Origin of the sequence: Actinomarinicola tropica (assembly GCF_009650215.1) — a bacterium.
Taxonomy (GTDB): Bacteria; Actinomycetota; Acidimicrobiia; order Acidimicrobiales; family SKKL01; genus Actinomarinicola; species Actinomarinicola tropica.
The window spans coordinates 755,763-775,054 of sequence record NZ_CP045851.1 but is presented as its reverse complement, the minus strand read 5'-3'; the positions used below and the strand labels follow the sequence as shown (position 1 = coordinate 775,054).

The window sequence follows — 19,292 nt, the reverse complement described above, 5'->3', positions numbered from 1 at the left end:
GGTGCGGGTGCCCTTGGGCGTGACCCGGCTGGAGGTGGAGCCGGGACGGCGTCCACCGGTGCGCGGCATGGATGACATGAGATCCCCTTCCTGCTGACACGGTCGGAACGGTGGCGGGATCTCACAGCTTCATGGCGGGGCACCGTACGGAGCCCGGCGTGCACCGGCCAGCGAATTAGGGGATGTGCCGTCGGGCCCAGGCGAGGGTGCCCGACGCCATGCCCTTGAACTTCGGGACCTCGTCGAGCTCGACGACGAGGAGCGACGCACCGGCCGGCAGCGCGTCCTTCAGCCCGTGGTAGACGGCCGAGCGGTGGAGCTCGCTGCGCACGAACGCGAGGTGCGGCTCGAGGAGGACGACCTCGTCCCAGGGGCCCTGCGCGTCCTCGTCGACGACGGCATCGCTGTAGGCCAGGTAGACGGTCACGTCGGCGGCCGTAGGGTGCGGAGATGGATCACGATCACGGGCACAGCTTCGACGACCGGGCGGCGACGTGGGACGACCCCGGCAAGGTCGACCGGGCGCGCCGGGTGGCCGAGGCGATCCGCGCCGCGGTCACACTCGACCCCTCCCAGCGCGTCCTCGAGCTGGGCGCCGGCACCGGGTTGCTCACCCAGGCGCTGCGTCCCCACGTGGGGCCGGTCACGCTGACGGACACCTCGGCGGGGATGCGGCAGGTGATGGAGGACAAGATCGCCGCCGGCAAGCTCACCGACGCCCGGGTCTGGGACCTCGACCTCGCGAGCGGCCCGATCCCCGACGACCGGTTCGACCTGGTCGTGTCGATGATGGCGCTGCACCACATCCCCGACACCGACGCCGTGCTCGCCAACGTCGCGACGTTGCTCGACCCGGGCGGGCGGGTGGCGATCGTCGACCTGGACGCCGAGGACGGGTCCTTCCACGGCGAGGGACACGGGCACGGCGAGATCCACCACGGCTTCGAGCGGGACGACCTGGCGCGGCGGATGGAGGCCGCGGGGTTCGTCGACGTCGAGGTCGGCGACTGCACCCACGTCGAGCGCGAGGACGGCACGTTCCCTCTCTTCCTCGCGGTGGGCCGGCGTCCGGTCGGCTGACCGTTGACGGTTCGCCATCGTTGATGTACCACTTGGTACATGATCACGGAGACGTCCATCGACATCGGTGCGCCCGCGGCGACGGTCTGGCGGGTGTTCGCCGACGTCGAGCGGTGGCCCACATGGACCGAGTCGGTCACGGCGGTCGAGCCCCTCGACGGGTCCGACCTCGCGGTCGGCCGCCGGTTCGCGCTGCGCCAGCCGGGCATGCCGCGGCTCGTGTGGGAGATCGCCTCCCTCGACCCGGGGCGAGGTTGGGTGTGGAGCCAGAGCTCCCCCGGCGCGCGGACCACGGCGTTCCACGAGGTCGTCGCGCTCGACGACGGGCGCACCCGGGTCCGCCAGGGCGTCGACCAGCGCGGACCGCTCGGCATGCTCGTCGGGCTGGCGATGCGCCGCACGTCCCGCCGGTTCCTCCGCATGGAGGCCGAGGGGCTGCGGGCACGCGCCGAGGCTCTCCACCACGGTCGCGATGCCGCGGCCTCCTGACGACACCCGGCGCCGCCAGCTGCTCGACGCCCTGATCGACGAGGTCGCGGCGCACGGCATCGGCGGTCGGTCGCTGCGGGACCTCGCGGCGGCGGTCGGGACCAGCCACCGGATGCTCATCCACCACCTCGGCTCGCGCGACGAGCTGCTGCTCGCGATCGTCGAGGAGGTCGAGCGGCGCCAGGTCCTGATGCTCACCGAGCTGCCGGACGACCCGGCCGAAGCCGTCGCCGCCTCCTGGGCCGACCTCCGACGGCGGGAGCTGCGGCCGTTCGAGCGGCTCTTCTTCGAGTGCTACGCCCGTGGTGCGCAGGGCGAGGAGCCGTTCACCCGACTGCTCGGGCCGGCGATCGACGGGTGGCTCGACGCCGCCGCGGAGGCCTCGGGCGGCACGGTCGACCGGGCGCGGATCCGGCTCGTCCTCGCCGTGACCCGGGGCCTGCTGCTCGATCTCGTCGCGACCGACGACGAGGCAGGGGTCGATGCCGCCGCGGCCGAGTTCGTCGAGCTGCTGCGCCGAGCGGGATGACGACCGGCCCTCGCGGTGTTGCACCTCCCATGACCATCGACGCCGACCTCAAGAACCTCGCCACCGCCAAGAACTTCGCGGCCCTCACCACGCTCTCGGCCGACGGCCAGCCCCGCACCCACGTGATGTGGGTGGACGCCGACGACGAGCACGTGCTCATCAACACCGAGGTGCACCGGGCGAAGTTCAAGGACATCGAGCGCGACCCGCGGGTGACGATCACCGTCATCAACGGCGAGAACCCGTACCAGTACGTGGAGGTGCGGGGACGGGTCGCCGAGACGGTCCGGGGCGACGAGGCCCGGACCCACATCGACGCCCTCTCCCGCCGCTACACCGGCAACGACTACGGGGCCCAGATCCAGAGCGAGCGGGCGATCGTGAGGATCACCCCGGAGAAGCTCCACAAGAACAACCTCTGACCCGTTCGCTGTCACACCCCCTGGGGATGATGGGGACATGGCGGCGAACGAGTTGCAGGTGGCCGAACCCCCGAACCCTGGCGACGACGCGGCGCGGCACGAGGTGCTCCTCGCCGCCGCGACCGAGGCCGCCGGGCAGGTCGCGGCGTGGCAGGCCCAGCTCGTGGCCCGCACTGCCGAGCTCATGGAGACGAACTGCGCCGACCCGTGGCCGTCGTACCTCGCGTGGGCGTTGGGGATGACAGGGGCCGAGGCCCGGGAGGTGGTCGAGCTCGTCGACCGCCTGTCGGAGCTTCCGCTCACACGTCAGGTGCTGTCCAGCGGCGAGCGCTCGTTGCGGTCGGTGCTCGCCATCGCCCGGCGGGCCACGCCGGAGAACGAAGCTGCCCTCCTGGAGGCCACGCGCGAGCTCACCGGCAACCAGCTCGAGCGCGTGCTCCAGGAGCACGCGCGCATCACGGCGCCGGCCCGCCGGCAGGACGACGACGCCGAGCCCGACGAGGACGACGAGCCCGACCCCTCGCGGGCACGCTGGCACTGGCGCGACGGTCGCTTCCAGCTGAGCGGCGACTTCGACGCCGCCGACGGTGCGGCGCTTCAGGCTTGGCTCGAATCCGAGCGCGAGCGCCTCGACGGGCGTGACGAGACGGGGCCGACGCCGCCGCACCAGCGCTCGTGCGCCGAGGCCTTGCTCGCCCTCGGCGAGCGCGCCACCAGCACCAGGACCAACGACGTGGGGTTCGCGCCCGAGACGGCCACCGTGAACGTCGTCGTGCACGCGCGGGAGGTGGAGGAGGGCCTGGTGATCGACCGGGCGTTCATCCCCGGGGCGGGCGCAGTCCCCCACTGGTGGCTTCCGATGCTCGCTGAGCAGGGGCCCATCACGACGACGCTGATGGTGCGGGGCGTGCCCGTGGCCGTCACCGAGCCCACCCGCTTCGCCACGGCCGCGCAACGGCGGGCTCTCCTCGCCCGCGACGGTGGCTGCTGCTACCCCGGATGCGGGGCCACCCGTCGGCTGATCGCCCACCACATCCACCACTGGGCGGACGGTGGCCCGACCCGGCTCGACAACCTGGTCCTCCTGTGCCGCCACCACCACAGGGTCGTGCACCGGAACCAACTCCACCTCCGGCCGGCGGCCGATCCCCCGCCGGGACGGCACCGATGGGAGCTCGTCGATCCCGCCGGGCGATCGGTGTCCGCCCGACACCCCGCGACACCGGGTCTCCGCCGACGCCTGGGCGCACGGCAACGCCGACGAGGGGCCGGCGAACGTCTCACGGCCTGGGCCCGCGACACCCTCCTCGCCGAGCTCGCCGAGGTCGCCTGAAATACCCGACATAGGGTTGTCGGGTGACCGACGCACGCTCGGTGGGTGGATGAACCGGACCGACCGCCTCTACGCCCTCGTCGAGGAGCTGCGCGCCGTCGCGCCGCGTCCGCTGTCGGCCACCCGGTTGGCCGAGCGGTTCGAGGTCAGCGTGCGCACGATCGAGCGCGACATCGCCGCGCTCCAGCAGTCCGGCGTGCCGATCTGGGCCGAGCGTGGCCGCACGGGCGGCTACGCCATCGACGCCCGCGCCACGCTGCCACCGCTCAACCTGGAAGCCGACGAGGCGCTGGCGGTCATGCTCGCCCTCGCAGCGGCGCCCAGCGCGCCCTTCGCCCACGCGGGCCGCCGGGCCCGCCAGAAGCTGCTCGCCGCCATGCGTCCCGACCAGGTCGCGGCCGCCGAGCAACTCGCGCAGCGACTGCGCCTTCGACCGCCCGAGCCGCACGACGCCACCGTCCTCCGCGCCGTCGAGGCCGCGCTGCGGGACCGGCGGGTCGTCACCCTCACCTACACCGACGGCCACGACCGCCGGACCGAGCGCACCGTCGAGGTCCACGGCCTCCACGTCCACGCCGACGCGACGTACCTCGTCGGCTGGTGCCGCCTCCGCGACGACGGCCGGGTCTTCCGCCTCGACCGCATCGAGACGATCGAGCTCACCGACGAGGTCGCCCCCCACCGGGACCTCGACGAGGTCCTCGACGTCCCCTTCGACACCATCGCCCCCTGAGGAGCTCCCGAATGCCCGACATCCCCGCGGCACGCGCCTTCATCCGCGCCCACGCCCGCATCCTCGACCAGCGCCGCGCCATCGCCCTGCTCGACGGCGGCCCGACCGACGCGGTCGTCGCCGCTGTGCTCGCCTACCGCAACCCCGACGGCGGGTTCGGCCACGGCCTCGAGCCCGACACCCGCGACCCCGCCAGCCAACCGCTCTACGCCCAGGTCGCCCTGGAGGCGGTCGGGAGCGTCGACGCCCACCTGCCCGACGACGTGACCGCATCGCTCTGCGACCACCTGGCCGGCGTCGCCGACCGCGCCGGCGCCCTGCCGATCATGTTCCCGTCCTTCGCCGACCACCCCCGGGCGAGCCACTGGCAGGAGGTCACCAGCTTCCCGCCCGGCCTCAACCCCACGGCGGCGATCGCCGGGCTCCTGCACGGACAGCAGGTGCGCCACGCCTGGCTCGACGACGCCACGGCCTGGTGCCTCGACGCCATCGCCGCCGGTGTCGAGGGCAACGCCCACGTGCACCTGTGCGCGCTGACGCTCCTCACCCACCTCCCCGACCGGGCGACGGCCGAGCGGCTCGCCCCACAGGTGCTCACCGCGCTCGTCGACGCCCCCGACTACCGTGCCGACCCCGACGACCCCGAGTACGGCCTCACCCCGCTCGACATCGCCCCCCGACCGGACAGCACCTGGCGCAGCTGGTTCGACGCCGACCTCGTCGCCGCCCACCTCGACGCGCTCGCCTCCGAGCAGCAGCCCGACGGCGGCTGGCCCATCCGGTGGGAGCCGCCGACCGAGCCGTCGGTGTGGGAGTGGCGGGGCATGGTCACCGTCGACGCCCTCGACCGCCTCCGCCACCACCGGGTGGATCCCTAGACCGCGACGGCGACCTCGGGCAGCGAGCGCCGGCGCACGTCCAGGCCGTAGGCGGCGAGGCCGTCGGCGACCCGCTCGAGGTCCCTCGTGGTGGCCTCGGCCCACGCCCGGGCCCGCAGACGGGTCCCGTGGTGGCGGAACCCCTGCGCCACCACGGGAGGAACGGGATCGATCGACGCCAACCACCGACCGGTGGCGTCGATCTGATCCGCGGTGTCGTTCACGCCCGGCACGACGAGAAGCCGCACCTCGTCCAGCCGCCGCCGTGCCGCGAGGTCGCGGATCGAGCGCAGGACCCGATCGTTGGTGCGGCCGGTGAGCACCCGGTGGACGTGGGGGTCGAGGGCCTTCAGGTCGACCATGGCGCCGTGCATCGACGTCGCGAGGACCGACCACACCCCGGCCTCGGCGTCGCCGTTCGTGTCGACGAGGCGGGTGAGGCGCGAGGTCGCCGGGTCGAGGGCCAACGCCTCGAACAGTGCGTGCACCGCCTCCCACTGCAGGGTGGCCTCGCCGCCCGACACCGTGATCCCGGTGAGGAACGGCGCCACCTCCGCCACGTCGGCCACGATCTCCGCCACCGGCACGTCCCGGGCGTCGGGCGAGCGGGGGGCGATCGTGTGCGGGTTGTGGCAGCCCGGGCAGTTGAACGTGCAGCCCTGGAGGAACAGCGCGTAGCGGTGCCCCGGTCCGTCCACGTACGACGAGCGCACCACGTCGGCGACGCGCAGCGACGTCACGTCCCGACCGTCCGCTCGTGCGACCGCACCCGCTGAGCGGTGCGGCGATCCAGCCCGGCGTTGGCGAACGATCCGGCGCCGAGGACGCTGCTCGAGTGCCGCACGGCGTCCGCCGCCGCCACCTTCTCGATCTCGCTGCGCCTCACCAGGTAGCCGGTCACCCGGACGAACTCGCCGTTCGCCACCTCGAACGTGACGTCCCGCATCCCGAGCGCGAGCGCGCCCCGCGCCACGTCGACGACGGCCTCCGGGTTGTCGACCACGGTCTCGTCGAGGCGCACGATGTCGCTCACGCCCGACGGGAGGTGCGCGTGGTTCGGCGCCACCGCGGCGAGGTGGCGGTAGAGGTCCGGCTCGTCCCCGACGCGGACCCGGGTCCCTGCGGTGAACCCCGCGTCGGAGTCGAGCCCGGCCTGCGAGTGCAGGAGGGCGTGTCCGCCGGTCGCCTCGCAATGGGGCATGGGGAGGGCGTGGACGATCGCCGCGGCGCGCTCGACGATGTCGTGGGCCAGGTCGTCGGCGGCACGGTCGCGGCCGTAGCGGCCCTCGCGGCCGTCGAGCAGCAGCAGGTGCTCCACGCACTCGGCCAACCCGACGATGCCGAACATCGCGGTGAAGCGGTCGAGCGAGAGCAGCCCTTCGTCGACGAGCCACGAGGACTCGAAGAAGCGGGCCTGCTCGACGACGTGCCGGATGCGGGCCTCCATCAGCTCCGCCGTCAGGGCGATCGCGCCGGGGAGGGTCGTGTCGAGGAACCGCTCCGCCGAGCCCGAGTGGCGGCGAGCCGCCTCCAGCAGGTTGAGCCGCACGAGCGTGTGGGAGCCCCCGCCGACCGGCAGCGCGTTGTAGCAGGACACCACGCCGTACCGCTCGCCGAGGTCGGCGACCATCATCGGGTGGTTCACCAGGTGGGGCTGGGCGACGGTGACGATCGTGCGGGCCGCCTCGAGCAGCAGGTCGTCGGGCGTGACGTCGGGGTCGACCCGCAGTGTCAGGTTCGGGACCACCTGGTGGACGTCGCGGTGGACGCCGAGCGCGGCCCGGACCACGCGCCCGTCGGCCGGCCCGAGGTTGGCGTGGGCGAAGGCGTCGGGGAACAGCCGGTCGAGCAGGACCCAGAACCGACGCAGGCGTGTGCGCAGCTCGTCGTCGTCGAGATCGGCGGCGAAGGGCTCGAGCAGCCGGTCGAGGTCGCCGAACCAGACCGGGTAGCCGGTGATCGACGGGACGTTGGCGTACGCCGCGAGCAGGAACGTGGTCGCCTCGTCGAACGTCGTCGGCGGGGGCAGCTCGAGGAACGTGCTGCCCCGGGCCAGGGCCCGGGCGTAGTCGGGCAGCGTGTAGCGGGGACGATACGGCGCGTGCCCCTCGGCCAGGTCGCAGATCAGGCCCTTGTCGAGGGCGAGCGCACAGGCGGCGCTCACCGCCGGCGGGTCGAGCGCGTCCTCGGCCGCGCCGGCCAGGGCGTACACCCGTTGGCGGTAGGTCAGCGCCGGGTCCTCGATGATCGACCGGACGCGCTGGCGGTGCTCCTCGGCTCCCATGCCCCGAGGATCCGCTGCCGGTGCACCCACGAGGTAGGGCCGAAGGTCGCAAGCTCGCCGCGAACGCGGTCGGATCCTGTCCGCAGGAGCAGCCACACTCGGCCCATGGACCCCGTCACCGCCGCCCGGTCACCGTCGACCGCGCCCTCGTCGTCAGCTGGCTCCACCGGGGCACGCTCCACCTCGTCCCCGCCGCCGACCACCACTGGCTGCACGCGCTCACCGCCCCCCGCCAGCTCGTCCACAACGCCCGTCGGCTGGGCGAGGAGGGCGTCCCGCCCGCCGACGCCGACCGGGCCGTGGAGGTGGTGATGTCGTCGGTGCGGGCCGAGGGCCCGCTCACCCGGGAGCAGCTGCGCGACCGGGTCGACGCCGCCGGCATCCGCACGGCCGGCCAGGCGATCGTCCACATCCTCATGGCCGCGACGCTGCGCCACGCGCTCGTCCGCGGCCCGGTCGTCGACGGTCGCCACGCCTTCGTCGACGTCGAGTCCTGGCTCGGGCCGATGCCACCCGTCGACCACGACGCCGCGCTCGCCGAGCTGGCCCGGCGCTACCTGCGAGGCCACGGGCCGGCCTCGGCGCGCGACCTGGCCGCGTGGAGCGGGCTCACCCTCGGCGACGCCCGTGCCGGTCTGGCCGCCATCGCCGAGGAGACCGAGCCGTGGGGCGACGACAACCTCGTCGTCCGGCGCGACCACCGCGACGCGCGCCCGCCGCCACCGCGTCTCCTCGGCCCGTTCGACCCCCTCCTGCACGGCTGGACGGACCGCCCGCGCATCACCGGACCGCACCGCGGCGTCGTCACCACGAACGGGCTCTTCCGGGCCATCGCGCTCGTCGACGGCCGGGCCGTCGCCACCTGGCGGTGGGAGCGCGGCGCCGTCGACATCGATCCCCTCGAACCGATCGCACCGGACGCCCTGGTCGCGCTCGGGGCCGACGCCGACGACGTCCGCCGCTTCCTCGGCTGACCGCGCACCGTTTTCCGCCGGCCGGCGACTGGTAGGGCGCCACCGCTGCATCCGTCAGCACGACCCGCCACGAAGGGGCCCACATGACCGAGATCGACGCCCGCGCCCTGTCGCGCCTCCGCCCCTTCAACCTGGTGGCGGGCCTGGCCCACCTGGTCCAGGGCACGCTCATCATCGTCCTGTCGAACGACTTCTCCCTCCCGGTCACCGCGCTGTTCGCGTCGGGCCCGCCGGGCACCCCGGTGTCGGGCGACCAGCTGGAGGAGCTGTTCAGCTATCCGCTCGGTCCGGCCGTGGCGGCGTTCTCCCTGCTCTCGGCGTTCTTCCACTTCCTCGTCGTGTCCCCGTCGGGATGGTCCCGCTACCAGCACGAGCTGTCCGAGGGTCGCAACCGCTTCCGCTGGGTCGAGTACTCGCTGTCGGCGTCGCTGATGATCGTGCTCATCGCCGGCATCACCGGCATCACCGACGCCGTCGCGCTCCTCGGCCTCTTCGGCGCCAACGCCGCGATGATCTTCTTCGGCTGGGAGATGGAGACCAAGAACCGGGCCGACGAGCGAGTCGACTGGAGCCCGTTCGTGTTCGGCTCGATCATCGGCGCCGTCCCGTGGATCGGCATCTCGATCTACCTGTTCGGCGCCGGCGACGAGGTGCCGAACTTCGTGTACGGGATCTTCGTGACGATCTTCGTCGCCTTCAACTGCTTCGCCCTGGTGCAGCTGCTGCAGTACCGGGCGCGGGGCGGCTGGACGGACTACCTCCGCGGCGAGCGGATCTACATCGTCCTCAGCCTCGTGGCCAAGAGCCTCCTCGCATGGCAGGTGTTCGCGAACACACTGGTGTGATGGACGACGTCGACGCCGCGCTCCGATCCGACATCCGCCGCCTGGGCGACGAGCTCGGGCGGGCGCTCGTCCGCCAGGGCGGACAGGACCTCCTCGATGCCGTGGAGGAGATCCGCCAGCTCTCCCGGCGAGCCGACGAGGGCGACGCCGCCGCGGGCCGCGAGCTGGCCGACCGCCTGGCCGCCGCAGGGGCGCTCGACGCGATCCTCTACGCCCGGGCGTTCACCACGTACTTCCACCTGGCGACCGTCGCCGAGCAGGCGCACCGCGTCAGCCTCACCAACCGGCCCGAGGACGGCGGGCGGGGCTGGATGCGCGCCACGTTCGAGCGCATCGCCGACGCCGGCCTCCCCGCCGACGAGCTGGCCGACGCGGTGGCGAGCCTCGAGGTCCGACCGGTGCTCACCGCCCATCCCACCGAGTCGTCGCGCCGCTCGGTGCTCACCAAGCTCGCCGACCTCGCCGAGCTGCTCGACCGCCGCCACGACCCGCGGCTCGGCGACGACGAGCACGAGCGGCTCGACCGGCGCGCCGCCGAGCTCATCGACCTGCTGTGGGTCACCGACGAGCTGCGGGTCAACGCGCCCCGTCCGACCGACGAGGCCCAGTCGGCCCTGTACTACGCGGAGTCCGTCCTCTGGAACGTGCTCCCCGACCTGCTCGTCGACCTCGAGGCGCACCTCGCCCGGGCCGGGGTCGAGCTGCCCCTCGACGCGCAGCCGCTGCGGTTCGGCACGTGGGTGGGCGGCGACCGCGACGGCAACCCCAACGTGACGCCGGAGGTCACCTCCGCGGTCCTCGCGTGGATGCACGACCGCGGGCTGCTCCTCATCGAGCGGGCCCTCGCCGACCTCATCACCGAGCTGTCGCCGTCGTCGCTCATCGTCGGGGACGACCCGGAGCTGGTCGCCAGCCTGGAGGCCGACCGGGCCGCGCTGCCCGAGGTCTGGGAGCGGCTCGCCCACCTCAACGCCGAGGAGCCCTACCGGCTCAAGCTGTCCTACTGCCGCGAGCGCGTGCTCAACACCAGGGAGCGACACCGGACGGGCACGCCGCACCGGCCGGGGGTCGACTACCGCGACGCCACCGAGCTACTCGCCGAGCTCGACCTCGTCCGTCGCTCGCTGCGCGAGCGAGCTGGCCACCTCGCGGTCGGCCGGCTCGACGGCGTCCGACGGGTCGTCGCGGCGTCGGGGTTCCACCTGGCGGAGATGGACGTGCGCGACCACAGCCGCAACCTCCACACGCTGGTGGAGGAGCTGTGCCAGCTCAACGGCATCGACTACCCGAGCGACGACGAGGGCCGCAGCGACCTGCTCGACGGCGAGCTCGCCGGGGCCCGCCCGCTCAGCAGCCTCACGACCGAGGTCTCCCCGACCGCCACCAGGGTCGCCCGCACCTTCAGCGTGATCCGCGACGCCCTCGACCGCTACGGCGACGACGTCATCCGCACGTTCATCGTGTCGATGACCCGGGGGCCGAGCGACGTCCTCGCCGCGGTCGTCGCGGCGCGCGAGTCCGGACTGGTCGACGTCCCTCGCGGCGTCGCCCGTCTGTCGTTCGTGCCGCTGCTCGAGACGATCGACGAGCTCCTCGACGCCGACCGCATCGTCGGCGACCTCCTGTCGACCCCGAGCTACCGGGAGGTCGTGCGGGCCCGCGGCGACGTCCAGGAGGTCATGCTCGGCTACTCGGACTCCAACAAGGACGGCGGCATCGTCACCTCGCAGTGGTCGATCCAGCGGGCGATCCGGATGCTGCGCGACGTGGCGCAGGAGCACGGCGTGCGGCTCCGCCTCTTCCACGGCCGCGGCGGTTCGGTGGGCCGCGGCGGCGGTCCCGCCCACCAGGCGATCCTCGCCCAGCCCTACGGGGCGGTCGAGGGGGCGGTGAAGCTCACCGAGCAGGGCGAGGTCATCAGCGACAAGTACCTGCTGCCGCACCTCGCCCGGCACAACGCCGAGCTGCTCGTCGCCGCGACGCTCGAGGCCACCGTGCTCCACACCACCTCGCGCCAGGAGGAGAGCACCCTCGCCGGCTACGACGAGGTCATGGACGTCACCTCCGACGCGGCGCGCGCCGCCTACCGGCGCCTGGTCGACGACCCGTCGCTCGTCGACTACTTCCTCACGTCCACACCGGTGCAGGAGCTGGGGCGGCTGAACATCGGCTCCCGGCCGGCGTCACGGCCCGAGGCGAACGCCGGGCTCGACGCGCTGCGCGCCATCCCGTGGGTGTTCGGCTGGACCCAGAGCCGCCAGATCGTGCCCGGCTGGTTCGGCGTCGGGACCGGGCTGGCCGCAGCGCGCGACGCGGGCCACGGCGACCGGCTGCGGCAGATGGCACGGGACTGGTGGTTCCTACGGGCCCTGCTCAGCAACGTCGAGATGACGCTGGCCAAGACCGACCTCGGCATCGCCCGCCGCTACGTCGAGGCGTTGGTGCCCACCGAGCATCGCCACCTGCTCGACGTGATCGAGGACGAGCACGCCAGGACGGTCGAGCAGCTCGCGTGGGTCACCGAGGGGCGCGGTCCGCTGTCGGAGCACCCGGTGCTGCAACGGACGCTCGACGTGCGCGACCGCTACCTGCACCCGATGCACGCCCTCCAGGTCGAGCTGCTGTCGCGCACCCGCCGGACCACCGAGACCGACCCCGTCACCGACCGGGCGCTCCTGCTGACGATCGACGGCATCGCCGCCGGCCTGCGCAACACCGGCTGACGGGATGCGCCGGCGTCAGCCGCCCCAGTGGACGCCGACGCGGTCGGCCACCTGGTCGGCGAGGGCGAGGCCGAGCTCGTAGGCCTGCGGGCCGCGGTGCAGATCCATCAGGTGGGCGCCCATGCCGGCGAGCTCGAGGAACGCCTCGTCGGGCTCGACGACCTCGACCGTCGTGCCGCTGCCGCGCAGCGCGGCCAGCTCGCCGCCGACGTCGGCGAACCCGGCCATGGACGTGGGCATGACCGACACGACGACGGCCCGATCCGCCCCCGCGACCAGGTCGGCGTTGAGCGCCGAGCGCATGCCGCCGTCGATGTAGCGCTCTCCGTCGATCGTGATCGGCGGGAAGATGCCCGGGACCGAGCAGCTCGACGACACGGCCAGGTGCAGGTCGACACCGGCGTCGGCGTCCCAGACGACGAGCTCGCCGGTGAGGGCGCGGATGGCGGTGCAGGCGAACGCCGCGGGCCACGGCTGGTCGGCGAGGTCGGCGAACACGCCGGTGAACCGCTCCTCCGGCATCGGATCGGCGTCGAGGGCGAAGCGGCCGATGAGCGCGCGTGCCTCCTCGGGCGTGCCCTCGTGGCCCATCGCCTGGGCCATGACCTCCATCAGCCCGGCGAGGCGGTCCCCCATCGGCCCGCCGACGGCGTCGGACTCGGACCGCTGCGGCGTCGACCGGGCCTGGGCGACCGTCGACAGGTCGTGGCCCAGCGCGAGCCGTGCCCCGACGTTCGAGCCGGCCGAGGTCCCGAGGATGCGGTCGGCGACCGACAGGTCGATCCCCCGCTCGGCCAGACCCACGACGAGTCCCGACTCCCAGGCGATCCCGACGGGGCCGCCACCGCCCAGCACCAGCGCACGTGTCATGGGCGGAGACCGTACAGGGCGGTCAGAGAGCGGTGGCCTGGAGGCGGTCGAGCGCGTCGCTCACCCGGCGGCGGGCGTCGTCGGCGATGGGGCGCATCCCCTCGTGCCCCGTCACCGTCGCCATGACCCCCGGGTCCATCGCCTCGACGAGCACGCCGTCGGGCGACTCGCGCACGACCACGTTGCAGGGCAGGAGCACGCCGATCTGGGGCACCTCGTCGAGCGCCTGCGACGCCAGCTCCGGGTTGCAGGCCCCGACGATGACGTAGCGGCCCATCTCCTTGCCGATCTTCGTCCGCAGGACCTGCTGGACGTCGATCTCGGTCAGCGTGCCGAAGCCCTGCTCGGCGAACGCCTCCTTCACCTGGGCCAGGGCCTCGTCGAAGCCCACCCTCAGGACGACCGTCTCCTCGTAGACCACCAGCGCACCTCCTCGGCGGGCCCGCGAGGTGACCGTACCCCCGACGTCAGGGGGTGTGACGGGCGAGGAACTCCTTGATCGTCGCGTCGGTGGCCGGGAGGCTCTCGTCGTCCTTCCACCGCTCGACGTAGGTGACGTCGGGCAGCGTGGCGGCCAGGGCGTCCGAGGTCGACGCCGGGTGGTACAGGTCGTTCCCCTTCAGCAGGAGGATCGGCGTGCGGATCGCCGCCGCCTGCTCGGGCGACGCCGTGAGCACGAACTCGCCGTCCCACATGTGCGAGCGGTACGAGGCCCACGCCGCGTCGTCGGCCTCGGGGTGCCGGTCGGCGATGTCGGCCCGCCAGGCGTCGAACATCTCCTCGAGCGCCGCGCGGTTGTCGTCGATGCCGACCGGCTGGAGCAGCACCGCGCTGTCGAACCGGTCGGGAGCGGCCTGGAGCAGCCCCAGGATGTACGGGCCGCCGATGCACATGCCGAGGACGTGGCAGCGCTCGATCCCCAGGTGGTCGAGCAGCGCCAGCTGGTCGGCGGCGTAGGTGGCCCAACCCTCGTCACCGGTGACGGGGGCCGTCGAGCGGCCGGCGTTGCGCTGGTCCATGCCGATGAGCCGGTAGCCGTCGGCGAGGGCCGTCCGCGGGTTCCACGGCATGTTCCCCCAGACCTCGTTGGCGGAGCGCATCCCGCCGGGCGCGATGAGCAGCACGGGGTGGCCGCGGCCCTCGTCGTCGTAGTGGATCGTGGCACCGTCACGGTCGAAGCTCGCCATGCGCCCTCTCTAGCCGACGTTTGGGCGGGCGTGCGAGGGGTGAGGGACCTCGTCATGAGCGAACACCACCCGGTGCGCGTCGCCATCGTCGACGACTACGACGTCGTGATCGCCGGCCTGGCGCACATGTTCGACCACTACCGCGACCGCATCGAGGTGGTCGAGATGACGACCGGCGAGCTCGGGGAGGGCGACGTCGACGTCGTCCTGCTCGACACCTTCGCCCAGCCGGAGGCGGGCGACGGCGACCTCCAGGTGCTCGTCGAGAACCCTGCGGCACGTCACGTCGCCGTCTACACCTGGGTGTTCGACGAGGTCGTGGTGAAGGAGGCGCTCCACGTCGGCGCCTCGGGCTACCTGGCGAAGACGCTCCCCGCCGGCGAGCTCGTCGAGGCGATCGAGCGCGTCGCCGCCGGCGAGATCGTCGTGAGCGACCCACCGCCCGCCCGCACGCCCGTCGGTCAGGACTGGCCGGGGCGCGAGGAGGGCCTGAGCGAGCGCGAGGCGGAGGTCGTCGCCCTGATCGCCCAGGGCCTCAGCAACGCCCAGATCGCCGAGCGCACGTACCTCAGCGTCAACTCGATCAAGACCTACATCCGGACGGCCTACGCCAAGATGGGCGTCACGAGCCGCACGCAGGCCGTGCTGTGGGCGATCGACCACGGCTTCGAGCTCCAGGGCCGCCGCATCGACCTCTGGCGCTGACGCCGCCGGGCGGCCTCAGGCCAGCACGTCGAGGAGGAGGGCGTTCAGCCGCTCGGGTGCCTCGAGCGGGATCCAGTGACCGATGCCGTCGAAGCGCTCGTAGCGGAAGCCGTTCGCGCAGTGCTCGCCGGAGCGCACCATCTGCTGCTCGGTGAGGGCCATGTCGTCGCTCGACCACACGCCGGTGGTGGGTGCCTGCACGGGCGGCAGGGCCGGCGGCGGCTCGAGCATCGAGCGGGGGTGGACGTTGGCCCGGTACCAGTTCAGCGCCGGCGTCAACGAGCCGGTCGCCACGAGCCGGTCGACGACCTCTGCGCCCTCCGGGTGGCTGCTCCAGTCGAGGAAGCGGGCGCCGCCGTCGTCGGTCATCCAGCGCTCGGCGACGTCCTCGAACTGGAAGAGGAGCATGTACCAGGACCAGCGGCGCTGCTCCCACCCCGGGTCGGACATCACCGTGGGGTGCCCGACGGAGAGCGCGACCAACCGGTCGACCCGCTCGGAGGCCATCGACGCGAGCGACCACGCGACCGGCGCGCCCCAGTCGTGGCCGACCACCGACGCCGTGGTGGCGCCGACGTCGTCGAGCACCGCCAGCGCGTCGCCGGCGAGGAACAGGAGGTTGTAGGCGTCGACCTCGGCGGGCTTGTCGGAGCGCCCGTAGCCCCGCTGGTCGGGCACGACGACGCGGAAGCCGGCGTCGACCAGCGGGCCGACCTGGTGGCGCCAGAGGCTGCGATCGTCGGGGAAGCCGTGGAGCAGCAGCACCACCCGGCCGTCCTCCGGACCGTGCACGTCGTAGTCGATCCGGACCCCACCGCTGTCGACGTTCGCCATGAGGCGGCACCCTACGAGCGGCCGGCGCCGAGCGGCCAACCGGCCGTTTCGGCGGACGGCCCACGGGGCAGGTGCGCCGTCTCGTCGACGACACAGGAGGCCTCCGATGGCCACGACCCCACGCTCCACGCGCCGCGCCCGCACGACGGCGCCGGAGGCCTTCGAGGTCGGTCCGGGCGGTGAGACGCACCAGGCGGTCGGGCGGGGCGAGGCCCGCCTGACGACGCAGCAGGGCGTCCCGATCGCCGACGACCAGAGCTCGCTCACCGTCGGTGAGCGCGGGCCGACCCTCCTCGAGGACTTCATCTTCCGGGAGAAGATGTTCCACTTCGACCACGAGCGGATCCCCGAGCGGATCGTGCACGCCCGCGGCTACGGCGCCCACGGCCACTTCGAGACCTACGAGTCGCTCACCGACATCACCACCGCCGACCTGTTCCAGCGGCCCGGCGAGCGGACGCCGGTGTTCGTGCGCTTCTCGACCGTGGCCGGCAACAAGGGCTCGTTCGACCTGGCCCGCGACGCCCGGGGCTTCGCGGTGAAGTTCTACACACAGGAGGGCAACTGGGACCTCGTCAGCAACAACATCCCGGTCTTCTTCATCCAGGACGCCATGAAGTTCCCCGACCTCGTCCACTCGGTGAAGCAGGAGCCCGACCGTGGCTTCCCCCAGGCCACCGCGGCCCACGACAACTTCTGGGACTTCGTGTCGCTGATGCCCGAGTCGACCCACATGGTCCTCTGGGCGATGTCCGACCGGGCGATCCCCCGCTCGTTGCGCTTCATGGAGGGCTTCGCGGTCCACACCTTCCGGTTCATCGACGCCGACGGCCGGTCCACCTTCGTCAAGTTCCACTGGAAGCCGCTCGGCGGCATGCAGTCGGTCGTGTGGAACGAGGCCGTCAAGATCAACGGCGCCGACCCCGACCACCACCGCCGCGACCTCTGGGACGCCATCGGCCGAGGCGACCTCCCAGAGTGGGAGCTCGGCATCCAGGCCTTCGACGACGAGTTCGCCGACAGCTTCGACTTCGACGTCCTCGACCCCACCAAGATCATCCCCGAGGAGCTCGTCCCCGTCCGCCGGGTCGGGAAGATGGTGCTCGACCGCGTCGTCGACAACTTCTTCGCCGAGACCGAGCAGGTGGCCTTCTGCCCGGCCAACGTCGTCCCTGGCATCGGCTTCACCAACGACCCGCTCCTCCAGGGCCGGCTCTTCTCCTACCTCGACACCCAGCTCAAGCGCCTCGGCAGCCCCAACTTCACCCAGCTGCCGATCAACGCGCCGAAGTGCCCGTTCTCGCACTTCCAGCAGGACGGCCACATGGCGTTCACCAACCCCAAGGGGCGGGCGAACTACGAGCCGAACTCGTGGTCCGGCGATGAGCGGGGGCCGCGGGAGGACCCGATCTCCGGCTACCGCAGCGCTGCCGTCCAGGAGTCGGGGACGACCCGTCGCACCCGGCCTGCGTCGTTCGCCGACCACTACAGCCAGGCCCGGCAGTTCTTCCTCAGCCAGACGCCGCCCGAGCAGCGCCACATCGTGGGCGCCTTCGTGTTCGAGCTGTCGAAGGTCGAGACCGAGGCCATCCGGGCCCGCATGGTCGCCAACCTCCGCAACGTCGACGAGGACCTCGCAGAGATGGTCGCCGAAGGACTGGGGCTCCCCCTCCCCGAGCGCGCCACGCCGGCCGTCGAACCGATCGACCTTCCCGAGTCGCCGGCGCTCTCCATCCTCCTCAACGGGCCCGGGTCGTTCGCCGGGCGGACGCTCGGCATCCTCGTCACCGACGGGGCCGATGCCAAGACCCTCGCCAACCTGCGCGACGCGGCCGAGGCCGAGGGGGCGCGGGTCCAGCTCGTCGCCCCGAAGGTCGGGGGCGTCACCACCTCCGACACGACGCACCACCCCGCCGACCACAAGGTCGACGGCGGGCCGTCCGTCCTCTTCGACGCCGTCGCCATCGTGACCTCCGAGCAGGGTGCCACCGTGCTCGCCGGCCACGCGCCGGCCCGTGACTGGGTCACCGACGCCCATGCCCACTGCAAGTTCGTCGCCTTCGTCCCCTCCGCACGCACGCTGCTCGACGCGGCGGGCATCAGCGACGAGATCGACGAGGGCTACGTCGAGCTCGACCGTCGCAAGACGACGGCCGCCCGCTTCCTCAAGATGTGCCGGGACCTGCGCCTGTGGGATCGCGAGCCGGAGGTCGCCGCGGTCTGAGCTCGCCACGCCAGGAGCTGCCGGTCCGCATGCTGGCAGACTCCTGGCGTGGCACCCATAACCGGGCACTGCGACCCACGGTTCGCCGCCGTCGAGGAGGCGTTCCGCGCCAACTTCGACGAGCGGGGCGAGGTCGGCGCCGCGGTCTGCGTCCGCCTCCGTGGCGAGACGGTCGTCGACCTCGCCGGAGGCTGGGCCGACGCCGCGTTCCGGACGCCCTGGACCCTCGACACCGTCGTCGACGTGTACTCGGTGGGCAAGGCCGTCATCGGCACCCTCGCCCTCCAGCTGGTCGACGAGGGCCTCCTCGACCTCGACGCACCGCTCGGCGAGGTCTGGCCCGAGCTGGCGGCCGGCGGCACCGAACGGGCGACGCTGCGCCACGCGCTGTCCCACCGCGCCGGCCTCCCGGCCATCGCCGAGCCGCTCACCGACGACGACCTGTGGGACTGGGACCGCATGTGCGCGGCGCTGGCGGCGACGCCGGCGTGGTTCGCACCCGGCTCACGGCACGTGTACCACGTCAACACCTACGGCCACCTGCTCGGCGAGGTCGTGCGCCGAGCCACCGGTGCCACACCCTCCGAGCGCCTGGCGGCGGTCACCGAGCCACTCGGGCTCGACCTCTGGTTCGGGGTGCCCGACCACGCCCTCGACCGCTGCGCCGACGTCCTGTGGGCCAGCCCGTCGGGAGGCCCACGACCCGACCCCGAGACGCTCGACCACGAGTCGCGCATGAACCTCCTCGCGCACTTCAACCCGCCGGGCTACTCCTCGATCGGCGTCGTCAACTCACCGCAGTGGCGTGCGGCGGTCGTCCCGTCGACGAACTCCCACGCCAGCGCGCGGGCGATCGCCGGCCTCTACGCCGCGCTCCTCGAACCCGGTCGGGTGCTGTCCGGCGAGGTGCTCGCCGAGGCCACGACGCCGCAGTCGGTCGGTCCGTGCCCGATCCTCGGCGAGGACGTGTCCTTCGGGCTCGGCTTCCAGCCGACGACGGCACGCCGGCCGCTCGGCCCGAACCCCCGCAGCTTCGGTCACTTCGGCTCCGGCGGGGCGCTCGGCTACGCCGACCCGGACAGCGGCGTCGCGTTCGGGTACGTGATGAACCACCTGATCCCTCGGTGGCAGAGCAGTCGCAACCGGGCGCTCATCGACGCGCTCCACGGTTGCCTCGCCTGA

20 protein-coding genes are annotated in these 19,292 nt (G+C 73.0%); 13 read left to right on the top strand and 7 right to left on the bottom strand.

Translation table 11 applies throughout. The annotated features are described in order from the left end of the window. Nucleotides 1–175: 175 nt before the first annotated feature. Complete coding sequence (locus GH723_RS03930) at nucleotides 176–427, bottom strand: hypothetical protein (protein ID WP_153758422.1); 252 nt, start codon at nucleotides 425–427, stop codon at nucleotides 176–178. Between the two features lie 23 nt (nucleotides 428–450). Here GH723_RS03930 and GH723_RS03925 point away from each other — a divergent pair, with 23 nt between their 5' ends. The 7 genes from GH723_RS03925 to GH723_RS03895 are packed head-to-tail and all read left to right on the top strand — an operon-like array spanning nucleotide 451 to nucleotide 5,464. Continuing rightward, complete coding sequence (locus tag GH723_RS03925; RefSeq protein WP_153758421.1) at nucleotides 451–1,080, top strand: class I SAM-dependent methyltransferase; 630 nt, start codon at nucleotides 451–453, stop codon at nucleotides 1,078–1,080. Nucleotides 1,081–1,119: 39 nt separating this feature from the next. After that, nucleotides 1,120–1,569, top strand: coding sequence for an SRPBCC family protein (locus GH723_RS03920; protein ID WP_153758420.1), 450 nt, complete (start codon nucleotides 1,120–1,122; stop codon nucleotides 1,567–1,569). Then, a complete protein-coding gene (locus GH723_RS03915; protein ID WP_153758419.1) occupies nucleotides 1,553–2,098 on the top strand; it encodes a helix-turn-helix domain-containing protein in 546 nt (181 codons plus the stop codon). The genes GH723_RS03920 and GH723_RS03915 overlap by 17 nt, the downstream gene beginning before the upstream one ends. Before the next feature lie 29 nt (nucleotides 2,099–2,127). Then, nucleotides 2,128–2,520: a PPOX class F420-dependent oxidoreductase gene (locus GH723_RS03910; RefSeq protein WP_153758418.1), complete on the top strand. Its 393-nt coding sequence runs from the start codon at nucleotides 2,128–2,130 to the stop codon at nucleotides 2,518–2,520. 37 nt (nucleotides 2,521–2,557) lie between these two features. Continuing rightward, entirely contained in the window at nucleotides 2,558–3,853 is a 1,296-nt protein-coding gene (locus GH723_RS03905; RefSeq protein WP_153758417.1) for an HNH endonuclease signature motif containing protein, read from the top strand. A gap of 49 nt (nucleotides 3,854–3,902) precedes the next feature. Next, nucleotides 3,903–4,586, top strand: coding sequence for a helix-turn-helix transcriptional regulator (locus tag GH723_RS03900; protein WP_153758416.1), 684 nt, complete (start codon nucleotides 3,903–3,905; stop codon nucleotides 4,584–4,586). Nucleotides 4,587–4,597: 11 nt separating this feature from the next. After that, complete coding sequence (locus tag GH723_RS03895; protein WP_153758415.1) at nucleotides 4,598–5,464, top strand: hypothetical protein; 867 nt, start codon at nucleotides 4,598–4,600, stop codon at nucleotides 5,462–5,464. Here GH723_RS03895 and GH723_RS03890 read toward each other — a convergent pair. Both GH723_RS03890 and GH723_RS03885 read right to left on the bottom strand, forming a co-directional pair. Then, nucleotides 5,461–6,204, bottom strand: coding sequence for a radical SAM protein (locus GH723_RS03890; RefSeq protein WP_229023039.1), 744 nt, complete (start codon nucleotides 6,202–6,204; stop codon nucleotides 5,461–5,463). The two genes, GH723_RS03895 and GH723_RS03890, sit on opposite strands and share 4 nt — an antisense overlap. Beyond that, the gene (locus tag GH723_RS03885) at nucleotides 6,201–7,748 is read right to left on the bottom strand and encodes a YjjI family glycine radical enzyme (RefSeq protein ID WP_153758414.1); all 1,548 of its coding nucleotides are present in this window, start codon (nucleotides 7,746–7,748) and stop codon (nucleotides 6,201–6,203) included. Before GH723_RS03885 ends, GH723_RS03890 begins: the two co-directional genes overlap by 4 nt. Nucleotides 7,749–7,768: 20 nt before the next feature. Between GH723_RS03885 and GH723_RS03880 the strand changes: the two genes are divergently transcribed. The 3 genes from GH723_RS03880 to ppc all read left to right on the top strand — a co-directional run bounded on the left by GH723_RS03880 (nucleotide 7,769) and on the right by ppc (nucleotide 12,290). Continuing rightward, nucleotides 7,769–8,722 carry a winged helix DNA-binding domain-containing protein gene (locus tag GH723_RS03880; RefSeq protein WP_195210509.1) on the top strand — a complete coding sequence of 318 codons (954 nt, stop codon included), beginning with the start codon at nucleotides 7,769–7,771 and terminating at the stop codon, nucleotides 8,720–8,722. 83 nt (nucleotides 8,723–8,805) lie between these two features. Then, nucleotides 8,806–9,567, top strand: coding sequence for a heliorhodopsin HeR (gene heR / locus GH723_RS03875; RefSeq protein WP_153758412.1), 762 nt, complete (start codon nucleotides 8,806–8,808; stop codon nucleotides 9,565–9,567). After that, on the top strand, nucleotides 9,567–12,290 hold the full coding sequence (gene ppc, locus GH723_RS03870; RefSeq protein WP_153758411.1) for a phosphoenolpyruvate carboxylase: 2,724 nt from the start codon (nucleotides 9,567–9,569) through the stop codon (nucleotides 12,288–12,290). Before heR ends, ppc begins: the two co-directional genes overlap by 1 nt. 15 nt (nucleotides 12,291–12,305) lie before the next feature. Here ppc and GH723_RS03865 read toward each other — a convergent pair whose 3' ends face one another. Genes GH723_RS03865 through GH723_RS03855 form a run of 3 tightly spaced genes read right to left on the bottom strand, consistent with a single transcriptional unit; the run spans nucleotide 12,306 to nucleotide 14,347 of the window. Continuing rightward, nucleotides 12,306–13,160, bottom strand: a complete 855-nt coding sequence (locus GH723_RS03865; RefSeq protein ID WP_153758410.1) for a patatin-like phospholipase family protein — start codon at nucleotides 13,158–13,160, stop codon at nucleotides 12,306–12,308. 22 nt (nucleotides 13,161–13,182) lie between these two features. Beyond that, nucleotides 13,183–13,581: a DUF302 domain-containing protein gene (locus GH723_RS03860; protein WP_153758409.1), complete on the bottom strand. Its 399-nt coding sequence runs from the start codon at nucleotides 13,579–13,581 to the stop codon at nucleotides 13,183–13,185. A 46-nt stretch (nucleotides 13,582–13,627) separates the two neighbouring features. Further along, entirely contained in the window at nucleotides 13,628–14,347 is a 720-nt protein-coding gene (locus GH723_RS03855; protein ID WP_153758408.1) for an alpha/beta fold hydrolase, read from the bottom strand. A 54-nt stretch (nucleotides 14,348–14,401) separates the two neighbouring features. On the opposite strand from GH723_RS03855, the gene GH723_RS03850 reads away from it, so the two are divergent. Continuing rightward, nucleotides 14,402–15,052: a response regulator transcription factor gene (locus GH723_RS03850; RefSeq protein ID WP_153758407.1), complete on the top strand. Its 651-nt coding sequence runs from the start codon at nucleotides 14,402–14,404 to the stop codon at nucleotides 15,050–15,052. Nucleotides 15,053–15,067: 15 nt separating this feature from the next. Here GH723_RS03850 and GH723_RS03845 read toward each other — a convergent pair whose 3' ends face one another. Next, nucleotides 15,068–15,886: an alpha/beta fold hydrolase gene (locus GH723_RS03845; protein ID WP_153758406.1), complete on the bottom strand. Its 819-nt coding sequence runs from the start codon at nucleotides 15,884–15,886 to the stop codon at nucleotides 15,068–15,070. Between the two features lie 106 nt (nucleotides 15,887–15,992). Here GH723_RS03845 and GH723_RS03840 point away from each other — a divergent pair, with 106 nt between their 5' ends. Further along, nucleotides 15,993–18,110, top strand: a complete 2,118-nt coding sequence (locus tag GH723_RS03840) for a catalase (protein ID WP_153758405.1) — start codon at nucleotides 15,993–15,995, stop codon at nucleotides 18,108–18,110. A gap of 48 nt (nucleotides 18,111–18,158) precedes the next feature. Next, nucleotides 18,159–19,292, top strand: coding sequence for a serine hydrolase domain-containing protein (locus GH723_RS03835; protein ID WP_153758404.1), 1,134 nt, complete (start codon nucleotides 18,159–18,161; stop codon nucleotides 19,290–19,292).